The organism is Streptomyces albus subsp. albus (assembly GCF_000725885.1).
Classification (GTDB): domain Bacteria; phylum Actinomycetota; class Actinomycetes; order Streptomycetales; family Streptomycetaceae; genus Streptomyces; species Streptomyces albus.
This window is the reverse complement of the sequence record NZ_JODR01000021.1, coordinates 106,403-122,689: the sequence shown is the minus strand read 5'-3', so window position 1 is coordinate 122,689 and position 16,287 is coordinate 106,403. Positions and strand designations below refer to the sequence as shown.

General features: G+C 72.5%; 14 protein-coding genes. 7 read left to right on the top strand and 7 right to left on the bottom strand.

Going from position 1 to position 16,287, the window contains the following annotated elements:
- The first annotated feature begins 18 nt into the window (after positions 1-18).
- The 3 genes from IO40_RS0124045 (at position 19) to IO40_RS0124035 (ending at position 3,948) form a co-directional block, all read left to right on the top strand.
- Positions 19-822 carry an enoyl-CoA hydratase/isomerase family protein gene (locus IO40_RS0124045; RefSeq protein ID WP_016469412.1) on the top strand — a complete coding sequence of 268 codons (804 nt, stop codon included), beginning with the start codon at positions 19-21 and terminating at the stop codon, positions 820-822.
- Between the two features lie 150 nt (positions 823-972).
- Positions 973-2,226, top strand: coding sequence for a GGDEF domain-containing protein (locus IO40_RS0124040; protein WP_016469413.1), 1,254 nt, complete (start codon positions 973-975; stop codon positions 2,224-2,226).
- A 168-nt stretch (positions 2,227-2,394) separates the two neighbouring features.
- Positions 2,395-3,948 (top strand): AMP-binding protein, encoded by a 1,554-nt coding sequence (locus IO40_RS0124035; protein WP_031176106.1) that lies wholly within the window; start codon positions 2,395-2,397, stop codon positions 3,946-3,948.
- 79 nt (positions 3,949-4,027) lie between these two features.
- On the opposite strand, the gene IO40_RS0124030 is transcribed toward IO40_RS0124035, so the two are convergent.
- Both IO40_RS0124030 and IO40_RS0124025 read right to left on the bottom strand, forming a co-directional pair.
- The gene (locus IO40_RS0124030; RefSeq protein WP_031176105.1) at positions 4,028-4,903 is read right to left on the bottom strand and encodes an alpha/beta fold hydrolase; all 876 of its coding nucleotides are present in this window, start codon (positions 4,901-4,903) and stop codon (positions 4,028-4,030) included.
- Positions 4,900-5,508, bottom strand: coding sequence for a TetR/AcrR family transcriptional regulator (locus IO40_RS0124025; RefSeq protein ID WP_031031794.1), 609 nt, complete (start codon positions 5,506-5,508; stop codon positions 4,900-4,902). Before IO40_RS0124025 ends, IO40_RS0124030 begins: the two co-directional genes overlap by 4 nt.
- Positions 5,509-5,614: 106 nt before the next feature.
- Between IO40_RS0124025 and hutH the strand changes: the two genes are divergently transcribed.
- Both hutH and IO40_RS0124015 read left to right on the top strand, forming a co-directional pair.
- The gene (hutH, locus tag IO40_RS0124020; RefSeq protein WP_016469417.1) at positions 5,615-7,168 is read left to right on the top strand and encodes a histidine ammonia-lyase; all 1,554 of its coding nucleotides are present in this window, start codon (positions 5,615-5,617) and stop codon (positions 7,166-7,168) included.
- A gap of 550 nt (positions 7,169-7,718) precedes the next feature.
- Positions 7,719-8,948, top strand: coding sequence for a L,D-transpeptidase (locus tag IO40_RS0124015; protein ID WP_016469419.1), 1,230 nt, complete (start codon positions 7,719-7,721; stop codon positions 8,946-8,948).
- 473 nt (positions 8,949-9,421) lie between these two features.
- Here IO40_RS0124015 and IO40_RS0124010 read toward each other — a convergent pair whose 3' ends face one another.
- Positions 9,422-9,865, bottom strand: coding sequence for an acyl-CoA thioesterase (locus IO40_RS0124010; protein ID WP_016469420.1), 444 nt, complete (start codon positions 9,863-9,865; stop codon positions 9,422-9,424).
- A 392-nt stretch (positions 9,866-10,257) separates the two neighbouring features.
- Here IO40_RS0124010 and IO40_RS0124005 point away from each other — a divergent pair, with 392 nt between their 5' ends.
- Positions 10,258-11,823, top strand: coding sequence for a hypothetical protein (locus IO40_RS0124005; RefSeq protein ID WP_106963717.1), 1,566 nt, complete (start codon positions 10,258-10,260; stop codon positions 11,821-11,823).
- Positions 11,824-11,840: 17 nt separating this feature from the next.
- On the opposite strand, the gene IO40_RS34010 is transcribed toward IO40_RS0124005, so the two are convergent.
- From IO40_RS34010 to mca, 4 genes are all read right to left on the bottom strand, one after another.
- Complete coding sequence (locus IO40_RS34010) at positions 11,841-13,310, bottom strand: amidohydrolase family protein (RefSeq protein WP_234336569.1); 1,470 nt, start codon at positions 13,308-13,310, stop codon at positions 11,841-11,843.
- A 396-nt stretch (positions 13,311-13,706) separates the two neighbouring features.
- Entirely contained in the window at positions 13,707-14,372 is a 666-nt protein-coding gene (gene msrA, locus IO40_RS0123995) for a peptide-methionine (S)-S-oxide reductase MsrA (RefSeq protein ID WP_016469423.1), read from the bottom strand.
- Between the two features lie 52 nt (positions 14,373-14,424).
- Entirely contained in the window at positions 14,425-14,742 is a 318-nt protein-coding gene (locus IO40_RS0123990; protein ID WP_016469424.1) for a hypothetical protein, read from the bottom strand.
- A 4-nt stretch (positions 14,743-14,746) separates the two neighbouring features.
- Positions 14,747-15,625, bottom strand: coding sequence for a mycothiol conjugate amidase Mca (gene mca / locus IO40_RS0123985; RefSeq protein WP_030409112.1), 879 nt, complete (start codon positions 15,623-15,625; stop codon positions 14,747-14,749).
- Between the two features lie 194 nt (positions 15,626-15,819).
- Between mca and IO40_RS0123980 the strand changes: the two genes are divergently transcribed.
- Positions 15,820-16,251 carry a DUF4307 domain-containing protein gene (locus tag IO40_RS0123980; RefSeq protein WP_031176103.1) on the top strand — a complete coding sequence of 144 codons (432 nt, stop codon included), beginning with the start codon at positions 15,820-15,822 and terminating at the stop codon, positions 16,249-16,251.
- Positions 16,252-16,287 lie beyond the last annotated feature (36 nt).

Below are 16,287 nucleotides of genomic sequence, written 5' to 3'. Positions count from 1 at the left end.
AGCGTTATCGTGACGGCCATGGAGCTGAGCGAGGAGACGACGTTCGGGGAGTGGGTGCGCGTCCGCAAGGACGGGCACGTCGCTGAGCTGGTGATGGACCGGAAGGGGGCGATGAACGCCGTCTCGACGGCGTTCGCCGGTGCGCTCGCCGACGCGTGCGCCGCCCTGGCCCAGGACGGTGACGTACGGGTCACGGTGCTGACCTCGACGCACGAGCGGGCGTTCTGCGTGGGTGCCGACCTCAAGGAGCGCAACGCGCTCAGCGATGCGGAGCTGGGCGCCCAGCGTCCGTACACCAGTGCGGCCTACCGGGGTGTGCTGGAGCTGCCGATGCCGGCCATCGCCGCGGTGCACGGCTACGCGCTGGGCGGCGGGTACGAGCTGGCCCTCTCCTGCGATCTGATCGTCGCGGACCCCAGTGCCGTGGTGGGGCTGCCCGAGGTGTCGGTCGGCGTCGTGCCGGGCGGTGGCGGCACCCAGTTGCTGCCGCGCCGGGTGGGGGCGGCCCGCGCCGCCGAGCTGATCTTCACGGCGCGGCGGGTGGAGGCGGCCGAGGCGTATGCGCTGGGGCTCGTCGACCAGCTCACGGAGCCGGGCCGGGACCGTACGGAGGCGCTGGCACTGGCGTCCCGGATCGCCGCGAACTCGCCGGTCGGGCTGCGGGCGGCCAAGCGGGCGCTGCGCACCGGCTGGGGCATGGATCTGCGCTCGGGACTGGAGGTGGAGGAGGCCGCGTGGCGCACGGTCGCCTTCTCCGGTGACCGCGCGGAGGGTGTGGCGGCCTTCAACGAGAAGCGGAAGCCGGACTGGCCGGGTAAGTGAGCATGTCCGGCCGCCGTCCCGGATGCGTTCCGGCGGGGCAGCGCCGTACGATCCGGGCGGGCGGGATCTGGACACGGCTTGTACGGAGAGCGAGGCTCTCCGTAGGGGGTCGCGCGGCAGAACGGGGCGAAGCCTCCTAATCTTGGCCGTATGGGCCGAATACGTAAGGACGGGGAGGCGGACGCGCGGCTGAGCGCCGTCGTCGGACTCTCGCAGGCCATGGCCGCCGCACAGACGTCCGTCCCCGAGACGGCCCGTGCCCTCCCGCACACGGAGGACGACCCGGAAGCCGCCGCCGCGCTCGCGCACCGCGACATCGCGCACGCGGCGGCGCTGGGCGCCTGCGAGGCGATGGACGGCGCCTTCGCGGCGATCGCCGTGTGGGAGCGGGGCCGGGGCAGGCTCCGGGTCCTGGCCAACGTCGGCGACCGGACGCCCGAGGAGGACGAGTTCCCCGCCGACGAGTCCTACCCCGTGCAGGACTTCCCGCGGGTCGCCGAACTGCTCCACGAGCGCTGGGCCGGCGGTGGCCGGGCCCAGGCGTGGGTCGAGGAGGAGGGCCCCGGCCCGGACGGGTCGGCGGCACCCAGCTACCGGCGTGTGGCGGCCCTGCGCCGCCGGGGCCGCGGCTCCTGCGTGATCGCCCCCATCGTGGTGCACGGCCGAGCCTGGGGCGAGCTGTACGTGGCCCGGGCGCCCGACGCCCCCGCCTTCACCCGGGACGACGCCGACTTCGCCGCCGTGCTGGCCGCGCTCATCGCCTCCGGCATCGCCCAGAACGAGCGGCTCGAAGAGGTCCGCCGTCTGGCCTACACCGACCCCCTCACCGGCCTGGCCAACCGCCGTGCCATCGAGTCGCGGCTGGAGGAGGCCGTCGAGCTCCACCGCGATCTGGGCACCGTCGTCAGCATCGCCGTCTGCGACATCAACGGCCTCAAGAGCGTCAACGATCAGCAGGGGCACGAGGCCGGCGACCGGCTCCTGGAACGGTTCGCCACCGTCCTGGCCGACTGTGCGGCCACCCTGCCGGGCGCGCTGGCCGGCCGGCTCGGCGGTGACGAGTTCTGTCTGCTGGCCGTGGGCCCGACCGCCGACGAGGTGGTACGCGCCGCCGAGGAGCTGTGTCACGGTGCCGCCGCGCTGGAGGCGGGCGAGGGTGTGGCCTGCGGTGTGGCCTCCACGGGTGACCCGGTCGGCGAGGTGCGCACCGCTCACCGGATCTTCCGGCTGGCGGACGCGGCACAGTACCGGGCCAAGGCGCTGCGGCTGGCCAAGCCGGTGGTGGCGGGCCGCGAGGGCGGCCCCGACGATCCCACCCTGCGGCTGGCGGCGACCCCCGCCCCGCCGGCCGCCTCCCCGGAGCGCCGCCGCTTCCGCCGCGGCGGTGGCGGACGCCCTGCCTGACGGCCCGTTAGCGGCCGTCCGTGCCCCGGCTGCCCGCATATGCGCCGGGCTGTCCTTCCGCCGGCCCCGGGCACTTAGATAGGTGTATCACACAAATGATTTGCTGAGAGGTGATGAGAGCCCGGGGACCGCAACCCCGGGAGGCATGCGCTAGCACGAAGAAGGACCATGAATCACGTTACTGCCAGCGAGAATTACACCGTCTCGGTCGTGCGACGGCTCTCGGCGAAAGGCGACCGCGACGCGATCGTCGCGGGGGAGCGGAGAATCACCGGCACCGAGGCCGCCGGCGCGGTCCTGCGTTTCGCCGCGGTCCTGCGGGAGTTCGGGCTGCGGGAGGGCGACGGCGTGGCGCTGTTCGTGGAGAACTTCCCCGAGGCGCTGCTGCTCCAGGTGGCCGTCCACTTCGCGGGCTGCCGGCTGGTCTTCGTGCCGCCGGAGCCGGGCAACTCCGAGCTGGAGGCGCTGATCCGGCGCGCCGACGTCAAGAGGCTGCTGTTCGACCCGGACCTGGAGGAGCGGACCCGGCGGATCGTCGAGGGGACGAACGTCCCGCACGTCCTGGCCATCGGCGCGTCCGCGCTCGCTGACGACTTCCTCTCGGCGGCGTCCGGCGTCGGCGGCCTCTCGCTCGACGAGGCCGCCGACGGCCGCCACCTCGCGACGCTCCTCTACACGGGCGGCACCACCGGGGTGCCGAAGCTGGTCGTCCACCGCAGCAGCTTCTACGGCGACTTCGCGCGGGTCGCCGACACATACGCCGACGAGGCGTCGTCCGGCGCCCTGCTGGTGTGCACGCTGTTGACGCACAGCAGCGGCCACGGCGGCTTCCTCGTCGGCATCCTGAGCGGCCACACCGTCGTGCTGCTGCGGACGTTCGACGCCGGAGAGGCCCTGGCCGCGATGGAGCGCGAGCGCGTCACCAGGGTGGTCCTGGTGACGCCCATGCTCTACGAACTGCTCGACCACCCGGACTGCGTCCCCGGCCGTTTCCCCGCGCTGACGACCCTCACCTACACCGGCGCAGCCGCCTCCCCGGAGCGCCTCAAGCAGGCGCTGGCCTGTTTCGGCCCCGTGCTGCACCAGATATACGGGGCGACGGAGGACGGGCGCGTCACCCAGCTCGACCCCGAGGAGCACGACCCGCGGCGGCCCGGGACCCTGACCAGTTGCGGGCGTCCGGCGCCCGGGGTCGAGGTGGAACTGCGGGACGAGGAGGGCAAGCCGGTGCCCGTGGGGGAGCCCGGCGAGCTGTACGTCCGCAGCTCCACGGTGATGCAGGGCTACTGGAACGACCCGGAGCGCACCGCCGAAGTGCTCGACGACGAGGGCTGGTTCCGCACCGGGGACATCGCCCGCCGGGATGAGGACGGCTATCTGTACCTGGTGGACCGGGCGCGGGACATCATCGTGACGGGCACCACCGCCGACAACGTCTACTCGCGGCTGCTGGACGACTTCCTCGCCGCGCAGCCCGGCATCAAGGAGGCCGCCGCCGTCGGCCTGCCGGGGGACGACGACAAGGAGACCGTCAACGTGGTCCTGGTGCCCCAGGACCCCGACGACGTACCGGACCTCGAAGGACTGACGCGGCAGATCGTCGACGCGCTGGGGGATCTCTACGAGCCCGCCTCCTACGTGGTGACCGACGCCCTCCCGCGCACCGTCGTCGGCAAGACCGACAAGAAGGCGCTGCGGGCGTCCCTGCTGAAGGCCGGGTAGGCGGCCCGGCGGTCCCGTCGGCGCGGTCGTCCCCTGCCGTCATGCGGGGGCGGGGTTGCCGACGGGACGCGCGCCCGGGCTAGCGCGCTGCCGGTCCGGCCGCGAGCAGCGTCTCCTCCAGCACCCGGGCGAACGCGGACGGGTGCTCGACACTGCCGAGGTGTCCGCCGGGGAACTGCCGGCACTCCGCACCGACCGCCCCGGCCAGCGTGGTGGCGATGGTGTGCTGGAGCTGGCCGCGGGAGGTCCTGCCGACGCCGACGACGAGCCGGTCGGCGACGGCCTTGAGCGCCGCGAGATCCGGCTCGTGGTGGGTGAACGGCCGCAGCACGTGCCGCAGGAAGTGGGCGCTGCTCGCCTCGACGGTCTCGCGGAGCGCGTCGGGCAGGGGAGCGGGCGCGCCCTCGTCCGCGTCCGGCTCCGTGTCCTCCGCCGGGCCGAGGGCGGCGCCCAGCCGCGCGTACCCGGCGCCGGCCCCCTCCCGGGCCGCGGCCCGCGCCGCCTCCGCGAACCCGGACAGTGCCGCCTGGGGCTCCGGCAGTACGCGGGCCAGCGGCGGCTCGTGCGCGACCGCGAGCCGCACCCGGTCCGGATGGCGCACCAGCAGCTCCACGGCGGTGATGCCGCCCGAGCTGGTGCCCAGCACGTAGCCGGGCTCGTCGGGGGAGAGCAGGTCGAGCAGACGGGCGGCGTCGGCGGCGTGCACCTCGACCTTCTGGTCCTGGCCGGGAACGTCCAGCGGGCTGCCGCTGATGCCCCGGGGCGCGTAGCTCACGACGGTGAACCGGGCGGCGAGCGCGGGCGCGACCCCGTGGAAGACGTCCGCGTCGCCGGCCCCGCCCGGTATCAGCAGGACGAGCGGCCCGCTGCCGCGCACCTGGTAGCGGAGGGTGGCGCCCGGAACGGGCAGGCTGCCGGTGCGCGGCGCCGTGCTGTCGTCGAACCGGTCGGTCATGGGTTACTCGTCTCCTTCTCCGGCTGCTGCGGACCGGCCTGCCGCGGCCAGTTCTCCAGCAGGATGTGCAGGGCCTCCAGCGCGCGGTGCCAGGAGGCGTCGAGGGTGCGTGGGTGGCTGAATCCGGCGCGGCTCTCCAGGTCGGCGTAGCCGTGGAAGGTGCTGCGCAGCAGCCGGCCGGCGTCGGTGAGGTCGGGCTCGGCCAGGCCGTAGGCGCGGAGCATCCCGTGGGTGAGCTCCACACTGCGGCGGTGTCCGGCCGAGGCGGCGGCCAGTTGCGGGTCGATCCGCAGCTGGCCGGCGGCGTAGCGGCCGGGGTGTTCGAGGGCGTAGGCGCGGTAGGCGTCGGCGAACGCGAAGAGCGCTTCCTTGCCGGCCCGGCCTGCGACGGCGAGGGCGATGCGGTCGGTCATCTCGCGGGCGGCCAGGACGCACAGCCGGGTGCGGAGGTCGGCCAGGCCGCGGATGTGGGAGTAGAGGCTGGCGTCCTTGACGCCGAACCGGCGGGCCAGCGCGGAGAGGTTGAGGTGGTCGAGGCCGACCTCGTCCGCCATCTCGGCCGCCGCCGTCACGATCCGCTCCACCGTCAGTCCCGCTCGTGCCATGCACAGGACCGTATTCCTAGAAGTCCTAGGAACAAACCTGTTTACCGTAGGCAGGGTGACGGGGCCGCCGTGACAGACAGCAATTCACTCATTAGGGTTCTTGAATATGACTATGCACACTGTGGTGGTGGGAAGCTCCGGCACCACCCCGGAGGAGGTCCTCGCCGTCGCCCGTGACGGTGCCCGCGTCGAACTGCACCCGGAGGCCGTCGAGGCGCTGCGCACCGCCCGCCGCTTCATCGACGACCTCGCCGCCAAGCCCGAGCCCGTCTACGGCGTCTCCACCGGCTTCGGCGCCCTGGCCGTCCGCCACATCGGCCCCGACCTCCGTGCCCAGCTGCAGCGCAACATCGTCCGCTCGCACGCCGCGGGCATGGGCCCCCGCGTCGAGCGCGAGGTCGTCCGCGCCCTGATGTTCCTGCGCCTGAAGACCCTCGCCTCCGGCCGCACCGGAGTACGCCCGCACGTCGCCCAGACCATGGCCGACGTCCTCAACGCGGGCATCACCCCCGTCGTGCACGAGTACGGCTCCCTCGGCTGCTCCGGCGACCTCGCCCCGCTGTCGCACTGCGCCCTCACCCTCATGGGCGAGGGCGAGGCGGAGGGCCCCGACGGCGTGGTGCGCCCGGCCGGCGAACTCCTCGCCGCGCACGGCATCACCCCCGTCGAGCTGCGCGAGAAGGAGGGCCTCGCCCTCCTCAACGGCACCGACGGGATGCTCGGCATGCTGCTGATGGCCTGCGCCGACCTCGCGCGCCTGTTCACCTCGGCCGACATCGCCGCCGCGCTCACCCTGGAGGCCCTGCTGGGCACCGACCGGGTGCTGGCCCCCGAGCTGCACGCCATCCGCCCGCACCCGGGCCAGGCGGCGAGCGCCGCCAACATGCTCAAGGTGCTGGACGGCTCCGGACTGACCGGGCACCACCAGGACGACGCGCCGCGCGTCCAGGACGCCTACTCGGTGCGCTGCGCCCCGCAGGTCGCCGGCGCGGGCCGGGACACCCTGACGCACGCCCGCACGGTGGCCGAGCGGGAGCTGGCCGCGGCTGTGGACAACCCCGTGGTGCTGCCGGACGGCCGGGTGGAGTCCAACGGCAACTTCCACGGTGCGCCCGTCGCCTACGTCCTCGACTTCCTCGCCGTGGCCTGCGCCGATCTGGCCTCCGTCGCGGAGCGCCGTACCGACCGGCTGCTGGACAAGAACCGCTCGCACGGCCTGCCGCCGTTCCTCGCCCATGACGCGGGGGTGGACTCGGGGCTGATGATCGCCCAGTACACGCAGGCCGCCCTGGTCAGCGAGCTGAAGCGGCTCGCCGTACCCGCGTCGGTGGACTCGATCCCCTCCTCCGCGATGCAGGAGGACCACGTGTCCATGGGCTGGTCGGCGGCGCGCAAGCTGCGGACCGCCGTGGACGGGCTGGCCCGGGTGATCGCGGTGGAGGTGTACGCGGCGGCGCGGGCGGTGGAGCTGCGGTCCACCACGGCGGGGCTGGTGCCGGGCGCGGCGGCCCGGGCCGTGATCGCCGAACTGCGCCGGGCCGGGGTCCAGGGGCCGGGGGAGGACCGCTATCTGGCGCCTGACCTGGGGGCTGCCGAGGCGTTCGTCCGCTCCGGCGCGCTGGTGGCCGCGGCCGAGTCGGTGACCGGGCCGCTGGCGTAGTCACCGGCGGTTTCTAGCGGTCGCCCCTGTCGTCATGTTCCAACCGGGTCACAGAGTCACTGTGGTGGGTGGGATGGTCAGGTTTTTCGGGGGTAGCGTTGGCAGTGGGGACGAACCAGAGGGCGAACAGTACGCCGCCGGCAGCCGCTGCGGTCGCCAGCGGACGGCGATGTGCTGACAGCTTCGAGGGTCCGGCCTCGGACACGAAAAGGCCCTCCTGAGTTGCGTGGGTACGGCGTACGGCTCGGGGTTTCAGCGTGAACTGACCGTACGCAGGCCGATGTTACTGACTGGTGGAGGCGAGGGGGAAGGCATGCTTCCGCTCTTCCGGGGAACCGGGATGGATCTGTCCCGAAGAACCGGGACGGTTCGTGAATGGGTCGGATACGTGTCCTAGACCACAGTTTTACCGAAAGTGGAACCGGTCATAGTCCCCTGTGCGTTCATATGCGTGGAGCTGGGGCGCACATGTCCGTTTTCGGGCGCTGTGGGGGCTACGCAGCTATACCGGGGAGACATGGGGTTCCGAAGGCAAATGGAGAAGCCAGTGATGACGGTGGGGAAGCACCGCAGGGGGCTCGCGGTCACGGCCGTGCTCCTCGGTGGGGTGCTGACACTGAGCGGGTGTGGTGGCGACGACGGCGGCGACGCCGAGAAGTCGGCCGCGAAGAACGACATATCCGCCGAGAAGGACAGCTCGCAGGCCCGAATAAAGATCACCGCCAAGGACGGCGCCACCAACGCGAGCATCAACACCGGGGGCAACGTCTCGGTCAAGGGCGGCAAGCTGACCAAGGTCACCATGAAGGCGGCCCAGAACGGCACCCCCGTTGAAGGAACCCTCTCCGCGGACGGCACGAGCTGGAAGCCCAAGAGCCAGCTGGAGCGCGCCACCAAGTACGAGATCACCGCGACGGCCAAGGACAGCGAGGGCCGCAAGGCGGTGGAGAACCGCACGTTCACCACCGTCTCGCCCGAGAACAGCTTCATCGGCACCTACGCCGGTGAGGACGGCGCCACGGTCGGTGTCGGCATGCCGGTCTCGATCACCTTCGACAAGCAGATCCAGAACAAGAAGGCCGTCCAGTCCGCGATCAAGGTCAGCTCGACCAGCGGCCAGGAGATCGTCGGCCACTGGTTCGGCAACGACCGCCTCGACTTCCGTCCCGAGGACTACTGGAAGCCGAACTCCAAGGTCACCGTCGACCTCGACCTGGACGGTGTGAACGCCGGCAACGGCAACACCGGCGTCCAGGACAAGAAGGTCACCTTCAACATCGGCCGCAAGCAGGTCAGCACGGTCGACGTGAAGAACTACCAGATGAAGGTCGTCCGCGACGACAAGGTCATCAAGACCATCCCGATCTCCGCGGGCAGCCCGAGCAACCCGACGTACAACGGCAAGATGGTGATCTCCGAGAAGCACAAGGAGACCCGGATGGACGGGAACACCGTCGGGTTCGGCCGCAAGGGCGCCGAGGGGTACGACATCCCCGACGTCCCGCACGCCATGCGGCTGTCCACCTCCGGCACCTTCATCCACGGCAACTACTGGGGCGCCCCCTTCGGGTCGGGCAACACCAGCCACGGCTGCGTGGGCCTGCGGGACAGCCAGGGTGCGGGCAACCCGGGCACCGACGGCGCCTGGTTCTACGAGAACTCGCTGATCGGCGACATCGTCGAGGTCAAGGGTTCCCCCGACAAGACGATCCAGCCGGACAACGGCCTCAACGGCTGGAACATGAGCTGGTCGGAGTGGAAGGCGGGCTCCGCGATCTGACCTCGCGGTCCGGCACGGACACATGACAGGAGGGTGGCTCCCGCTCGGGGAGCCGCCCTCCTGGCGTTTGCGGACCTTCGACGCCGGGAGCTTGCCGGCTACTGGCTGTTGTCGCGCGGCCGACGATCGGTGGCCGTCTCCGAGGGCGCTTGCGGCTTCTGCGCCGTCCCGACGGGCCTGCCGGGGCTGCGGCGCCCTGACCCGCCCTGACCCGGGGCCTGCCCGGCCTCCGAGGGCGTTCTACGGCCCCTGCCGGGCTTTGGGGGCGCCTGCGGGCTTCCGTGGGCTTGTGGGTCTGCCGGCCTCCGCGCGGGCCTTCTGCCGGCCTCCGCTGGCCTGCCCCGGGAATCGGACGACCCCGACAGGTATCAGGCCGCCGCTCGCCGCCCCAGGGCGTCAGCCTCCCCGGCCGTCGGGGCTCGGCCCCGGCCGTCCGGCGGAAGCCCGGCGGCGGGAGCCGCCCGTGCCGCGCTCTAGTCGAGGCCCATCGCCTCGGGCGCCGTGGCCAGTTTCCGCAGGGCCGCGCGGGCGTCCGGCACCAGGCGGCGGGCATCCAGATCGATCACCCCGCCCACGCCGGTCACCTCCGCGGCGAGTGTGCCGTCCGTCGTGCGGATCTCCTGGTGGACGTGGAACACCTTGCCCTCGCCCCATTCGAAGGCGCAGCTGACCGTCACCTCGTCACCCGCGCGCAGCTCACGGCGGTAGCGCACCGTCTGCTCCAGTACGACCGGGCCGACGCGTTCGGCCAGCAGATGCTTCTGCTCGATGCCCGCCGCGTGCAACACCGACCAGCGGGCGTGCTCGGCGTACTGGAGGTACACCGCCTGGTTCAGATGCCCCTGGACGTCGGTCTCGTATCCCCGGACCGTCACGGGAACGGTGAACGGGCCGCCCGTCTCCTGTGGTTGTGCCACCGTGCTCCTCCGTCTCACCGGTCCGCCCCGGCGGGGCGGCCTTCACCGGCGGGGACAATCGTCCCCTGCCCTCGGCGCGGCAACACGGGCCGGGGCACCGGGCATTCCCGTATTCCGCGCCGACAGCCCCCGCCGCGCGCCGCTGCGACGGTGAGAACCGGCGTGCGCCCTGCGGCGTACAGGGCGGTGGCCCGGAGCGCATCGGTGGGCGGACCGGCGTGCGGTGTGGCAACCACGGCTCGCGCGGGCGGGGTTGGCGCCGCCGTCGGCCACCGTCGGCGTGGTGCGGCAGGGCTCTGCCGGCTCCCGGGCGCCGTCCGCGGGGCGGGAGCGGGACACGGCGGGCCCACGCCTGCCGGGGGAATCCGCACCGCGGCGGGAAGATGCCGGGTATGTCGTCTGTCGTACGGAATGCCGCGTCGGAATCCGTCCCGGCGCCCCGGCCGGACCGCTCCTCGCGCAGGACAGGTCGCCCCGCCTGGTGGCGCGACGAACGGTGGTGGCTGGCCGGGGTCTGCGCGCTGTTCGCCACCGTCTCCCTCGTGCTCGTCCACCCCACGCTGGCGCTCGGCTGGGACGAACTCGTCTACGCCAGCCGCTTCGGCCCGCACGGGCCCGACACCCCCTTCAGCGCGCCCCGCACCCGCGGCGTCCCGGCCCTGATCGCGCCCGTCGCCGCGCTGACCGACTCGGTGGTGCTGCTGCGCTGCTATCTGACGGTGGCCGCGGCACTGGCGCTCTACCTGGGCTATCTGCCGTGGCTGGAAGCGGTCGGCCGGCGCGGGGTGGTGACCCTGGCCGCCGGGCTCTACGGCAGCCTGTGGATCGGCCTCTTCTACGCGGGCGCGGCCATGCCCAACCACTATGTGGCGACCGGACTCGCCGGCGCCGTCGGCTGCTTCCTGGCCCGGCCCGCGCGGCGGGGGACGCTCGTGGCCCTCGGCGCGTCGTTCGCCCTCGTCACGCTGATGCGGCCCAACGACGCGGTGTGGCCCGGCCTCGTGCTGCTGCTCGCGGCGGCCTGGGACGGGCGTCGCCGGCGAGACCGTCACCCCGACGGCGAGGCCCCGGCCGGCCCAACGCCCACCGGTGAGGCGGCGACAGGCAGGGTGCTCGCCGTCGTGGGGGGCGTCGCCGCCGGTCTGCTGCCCTGGGTGGCGGAGGCCGTGATCCGGTTCGGCGGCGTACTGGAGAGGCTGCACGCGGCCAGCGAGATCCAGGGCGGGATGAGCCTGCGGCTCTCCTTCGACACCCTGCGGGCGCACGCCGCCGCGCTCGACGGGCCCCTGCTGTGCCGCCCGTGCGACGGGGCGAGCGTCGAGTGGATCAACGTCGGCTGGTGGCTGCTCGTCCCCCCGCTGGTGGGGCTCGGACTGTACGCGGCGCGGCGGCGGGGCCGTACCGCGCTGGGGCTGCTGCCCACCGCGGCGGCCCTCGCCGTGGCCGTGCCGTACCTGTTCCTGATGGGGTACGCCGCCCCGCGCTTCCTGCTGCCCGCCTACGCGCTGCTGGCCCCCGTCGCAGCCCTCGGCATCCGGCAGGCCGCGCAGTGGGCCCGCCGGACGCGGTGTGCGGCAGCGCTGTTGTGCGCCGGTGCCGCCCTCGCCCTCCTCCACCTGGGGGTGCAGATCCAGCAGGTCGACGTCCAGTACGGCATCCAGAAGGCGGCCCGGCAGGACTGGCAGCGCATCGCCCGGGTCCTGCACGCACACGGTGTGCGCCCGCCCTGTGCGCTCGACGGCAACAAGGCGGCCATCCCCATCGCCCACACCGCCGGCTGCCGTGCCGAGCCCGCCCGCACGCCCGACGCGCTCGTCCTGCGCCGGGTACCGCTCCCGGGCTGGGCCGCCCAGGCCGGCTGGCGCACCTACCCGGTCCGGCACACCTACAGCGGCCACTGGTACGTGGCCGTCCCCGTGCGAGCCGCCCTGGCCGCCCCGGGGCAGGCCGTCCCCTGACTGTCGCGCGGGGCGGGTCAGGCGGCGGACGGAAGGCGGGCCGCCGCCTGCTCCGCCTGGCGGACGACTTCCCGTTCGTCGACGCCGACCAGGGCGCCGCCGGTCTTGCGCAGCCGTCCGTCCACGTAGATGTCGGTGACGTTCGCGGGCTGGCCGTTGAGGACGATCTGGCTGATCCAGTCGATGCGGGGTGCGAAGTTGAGGGTGCCGGGGTCCAGGACGAGGACGTCGGCGCGTTTGCCGGGGGTGAGGGAGCCGACCAGGCCGTCCATGCCGATGGCCTCGGCGCCGCCGAGGGTGGCCATGCGCAGGACCTCGGGGAGGGTGGGGTGGACCTCGGCGTCCTCGTGGACGGCCCGCTGGAGACCGACGGCGGCCTTCATGAGGGCGAACATGTCGGAGGTGTCGTTGGTGCCGCCGTCGTGGCCGAGACCGGCGGTGACGCCCCGCTTCCACAGCCGCGGCAGCGGCATCACGCCCGAGGCGAGGCGCATGTTGCTGAGCGGGCAGTGCGCCACCCGCACCCCGTGGTCGCCGGTCAGCGCGATCTCCGCGCGGCTGAGGTGGATCGCGTGGTTCATCAGCAGCCGCGGACCGAACGCGCCGGCCTCGCGCAGCGAGCGGATCTGGCCCGCCGCACGGTCCGTACGGTGCTCCAGCACGTGTGAGTTGAGCATCGGCCCCAGCTCCCGGGCCACCTTCCAGGAGGCCCGCAGCGCGTCGAGGCCCGCCATCCCGGCGTGCACCGCGACCTGCGCCGAGGCCAGCGGCAGCGGGGCCAGCAGTCTCTCGTGCACCTTGCGCACCAGCCCTTCCTCGCCCGGGGCCGTGGCCATGGCGTAGACGAAGCGCAGGCCCGCGTCGTCCAGTGCCCGTACGTACCGCTCGCTCGTCCCGTACGGGACGGCGTGCACCCAGTCGACCACCGTGGTGACGCCCGTCCGCAGGGCGTCGAGCGCGGAGAGGTGAACGAAGCGGTACATGTCCGCCGCGCCGATCTTCGGCAGCGTCGCGCGGTTGCAGGACGTGAGCCAGCCGTCGAGGTCCTGGTCGGAGCAGCCGCCCCGGATGCTGGACTGCCACAGGTGGTTGTGGATGTCCACGAACCCGGGCAGCACCAGCTTCCCCGCCATGTCCCGTACGCGGGCGCCGGCGGGGGCCCGCAGCCGGTGGCCGACCTGTGCGATCCTCCCGTCCCGCAGCAGGAGGTCCGCGTTCTCCAGGGCGCCCAGCGGTCCGCTTCCCCGGCCCGGGTCCATGGTGAGGAGCAGGGCGGCGCCACGCAGCAGCGTGGTGCGCGGTGTGCGGGCCTCCTCGCCGGGCGGGGCGGCCGTCAGAGGGGCCGACGGCCGGGCGGACGCGCTCGGGGCGGTGAGGGTGGCTCCGGCGGCCAGGGAGGCGCCGCCGAGCCCGGTGAGCAGGCTCCTGCGGCGGATTCTCGCGGGGCGGCGGCGTGGGGGGCGTGGGGGTGTGTGAGGAGAGGTCATTGCGGCGTTATAGCGCCGCTGCTTCCGGCACGGGCAGATGCGAATCAGTCCACTGAGCGGAAAATAATTTCCGTTATAGGCCGCCATGCCGTGCTTCCGGGCCGCCGCGCCCGGCCGGCGCGTTTACGCCGCACCCTTCGCACCGGGGTGAATCGCGAAAGGTGTTACCGCGGGTCACAGCACCCCGGGCCGTGTACGGACGCGAATCGCCGCCGCCGGAACGCGGACGGCGGCCGAGCCGGATGCCGCCGACCGAAAAACGTTGTCCGCGACGCGGAAAAGTCCTGCGGGCATGGAAAAGGCGGCCGGGTCGGCAAGACCGCTCGGCCGCCTCCCTGTGCTCCCTGTGCCACAGGCGCTCACCGCGTGACTCGCCGGGTCACGCTCCCCGGCTCGTCAGTCCCCGGCGGATGCGATACCCACCGGGCAGGCCACACCGGTACCGCCGATGCCGCAGTAACCCGCGGGGTTCTTGTCGAGGTACTGCTGGTGGTAGCCCTCGGCCGGGTAGAAGGGACGGTCCGCGGCCGGCAGGATCTCCGTGGTGATCTCACCGTGCCCCGAAGCCGTCAGCACCTGCTGGTAGGCCGCACGCGACGCCTCGGCGGCAGCCGCCTGCGCGGAGGAGTGGGTGTAGACCGCCGAGCGGTACTGGGTGCCCATGTCGTTGCCCTGCCGGAAGCCCTGCGTGGGGTCGTGGGACTCCCAGAAGCGCCGCAGAAGGGTCTCGTAGGAGACCTTCGCCGGGTCGTACACGACACGGACGACCTCGGCGTGGCCCGTGAGGCCCGAGCAGACCTCCTCGTACGTCGGGTGGGGCGTCGAGCCGCCCTGGTAGCCGACGAGCGTCGTGAAGACACCCTCCGTCTTCCAGAAGACACGCTCGGCGCCCCAGAAACAGCCCATCCCGAAGTCGACGATCTCCAGACCCTCCGGATACGGACCCAGCAGCGGCGTGCCGAGCACCGTGTGACGCTCGGGCACCGCGTACTGCGGCTCCTCGCGGCCCTTGAGGGCCTCCTCCGGGGCGGGAATGCGGTCCTTGAACCTGCCGAACAGCATGACGATCTCCAGACGGGCGTCGGAGGGGACGGGGGCGGGGCCGACGCGGACGTCAGCCCTTCGGCTTGGCGGCGGAGCCGGAGCCGGCCGCCTCGGCCGTGGAGCCCTTCTTCGGGCTGCCACTCCTGTCAGCACGCACGGCGCCGCCGCTGTTCCCGGCCGGGCCGGCCGCCGCGCCGTCCGGGAGCGGCTGCTCCGTGAAATCGACCCGCTTCATGTGCTTGTTCATCGACTTCATCAGCATCCACACGGCCAGGCCGATCACCGCGAAGACGACGAAACCGAGTACGCCGGGAGTCACCTTGTTCTCGTCCAGGTCCTTGGCGGCCAGCGGAAGGACCTGGGCGAGCGTTGTCTGCGTCGGGCTCATACCGTCAATTCTCGCGGATCCCCGCGAACAGATCGTCCTCGGGGAGGGAGGTCTCCACGAGCGACTTCGCCAGCTCGTACTCCTCCGTGGGCCAGACCTCCTTCTGGATCTCCATCGGGACGCGGAACCAGCCGCCGTCCGGGTCGATCTGCGTGGCGTGCGCGATCAGTGCCTTGTCACGGATCTCGAAGTAGTCGCCGCAGGGCACGAAGGTGGTGAGCTCGCGCTCCTTGACCTTCATGTTCTCCCAGCGCTCCAGCCACTCCGTGTACGGCGACTCCAGGCCGCGCTCGATCATGGCGTTGTGCATGGCGAGGGTGCGCTGCCGGTTGAAGCCCTGGTTGTAGTACACCTTCAGCGGCTGCCAGGCCGGCCCGAACTCCGCCTCCGGGTACTTGTCCGTGTCCGCCGCGTGCTCGAAGGCGACCATCGTGATCTTGTGGGTCATGATGTGGTCGGGGTGCGGATAGCCGCCGTTCTCGTCGTAGGTGGTGATCACCTGCGGACGGAACTCACGGATCAGCCGCACCAGCGCACCGGCGGCCTCGTCCACGTCCTGGAGCGCGAAGCAGCCCTCCGGCAGCGGCGGCAGCGGGTCGCCCTCGGGCAGGCCCGAGTCGACGAAGCCCAGCCACGCCTGCTTGACGCCCAGGATCTGGCGGGCCTCGTCCATCTCCTTCTTGCGCACCTCGTGGATGTGCTCCTCGACGTAGGTGTCGCCCTGGAGCTTCGGGTTGAGGATGGAGCCACGCTCGCCCCCGGTGCACGTCGCGACCAGCACGTCCACCCCCTCGTCGACGTACTTGGCCATGGTGGCCGCGCCCTTGCTCGACTCGTCGTCCGGGTGCGCGTGCACGGCCATCAGTCGCAGTTGCTCAGTCACAACTCAATCCTCGTTGGTCAAAGCGGCCCTCGGCCCTGTCATCGGCCCGCTCGGCGATTGCGGTGAATTGCGGCGGGTCCTGCCCTTGGCCCGCCTTCGGCGGTCTTGCGGGCGGCTTCTATAGTGACCGAACCGGCACCCTGTTGTATTCCCGGTCCACCTGCCGTACCTGGGCCCGTCGAGAGGAACGCGCCATGGCCGACCTGGCTCACAAGGTCCCCGAGGGGCGTTACGGGCGTACCACCGGCCGCACCGGGGGCGCGGGGGGCCGCTCCGACGCCCGAACCGACCGCCGCCTGAAGATCACCGGCGGTGTGCTGGGTGTCCTGATGCTGGCGCTGATCGGCTGGATCGGCGTCTCCTACATCGCCGGCCAGGACGTCAGCGGCGAACTGATCAAATACAAGGTTGTCTCCGACAACGCCGTGCAGGTGCACCTCGAAGTGCGCAAGGACGCCGGCGTCGAGGGCGTGTGCACGCTGCGTGCCCGCGCGGAGGACGGCGGCGAGGTGGGCCGCAAGTCCGCGAACTTCGACGCGGGCAGCTCCCGCATCGACGAAGTGATCACCATCCGGACGACCGCCCGCGCCACCAGCGGAGAACTGGTCGGCTGCCAGCAGAAGTGACGCCGCCGGCGGGCGGCGCCGAACGGTGTTGTCCGC

What these genes read in the sequence shown, in the direction of transcription:
- IO40_RS0124015 (WP_016469419.1), top strand. Translation starts at nt 7,719, where the DNA reads ATGACGGTGGGGAAGCACCGCAGGGGGCTCGCGGTCACGGCCGTGCTC.
- IO40_RS0123990 (WP_016469424.1), bottom strand. Translation starts at nt 14,742, where the DNA reads ATGAGCCCGACGCAGACAACGCTCGCCCAGGTCCTTCCGCTGGCCGCC.
- msrA (WP_016469423.1), bottom strand. Translation starts at nt 14,372, where the DNA reads ATGCTGTTCGGCAGGTTCAAGGACCGCATTCCCGCCCCGGAGGAGGCC.
- IO40_RS0124005 (WP_106963717.1), top strand. Translation starts at nt 10,258, where the DNA reads ATGTCGTCTGTCGTACGGAATGCCGCGTCGGAATCCGTCCCGGCGCCC.
- hutH (WP_016469417.1), top strand. Translation starts at nt 5,615, where the DNA reads ATGACTATGCACACTGTGGTGGTGGGAAGCTCCGGCACCACCCCGGAG.
- IO40_RS0123980 (WP_031176103.1), top strand. Translation starts at nt 15,820, where the DNA reads ATGGCCGACCTGGCTCACAAGGTCCCCGAGGGGCGTTACGGGCGTACC.
- IO40_RS0124025 (WP_031031794.1), bottom strand. Translation starts at nt 5,508, where the DNA reads ATGGCACGAGCGGGACTGACGGTGGAGCGGATCGTGACGGCGGCGGCC.
- IO40_RS0124030 (WP_031176105.1), bottom strand. Translation starts at nt 4,903, where the DNA reads ATGACCGACCGGTTCGACGACAGCACGGCGCCGCGCACCGGCAGCCTG.
- IO40_RS0124045 (WP_016469412.1), top strand. Translation starts at nt 19, where the DNA reads ATGGAGCTGAGCGAGGAGACGACGTTCGGGGAGTGGGTGCGCGTCCGC.
- IO40_RS34010 (WP_234336569.1), bottom strand. Translation starts at nt 13,310, where the DNA reads ATGACCTCTCCTCACACACCCCCACGCCCCCCACGCCGCCGCCCCGCG.
- IO40_RS0124040 (WP_016469413.1), top strand. Translation starts at nt 973, where the DNA reads ATGGGCCGAATACGTAAGGACGGGGAGGCGGACGCGCGGCTGAGCGCC.
- IO40_RS0124035 (WP_031176106.1), top strand. Translation starts at nt 2,395, where the DNA reads ATGAATCACGTTACTGCCAGCGAGAATTACACCGTCTCGGTCGTGCGA.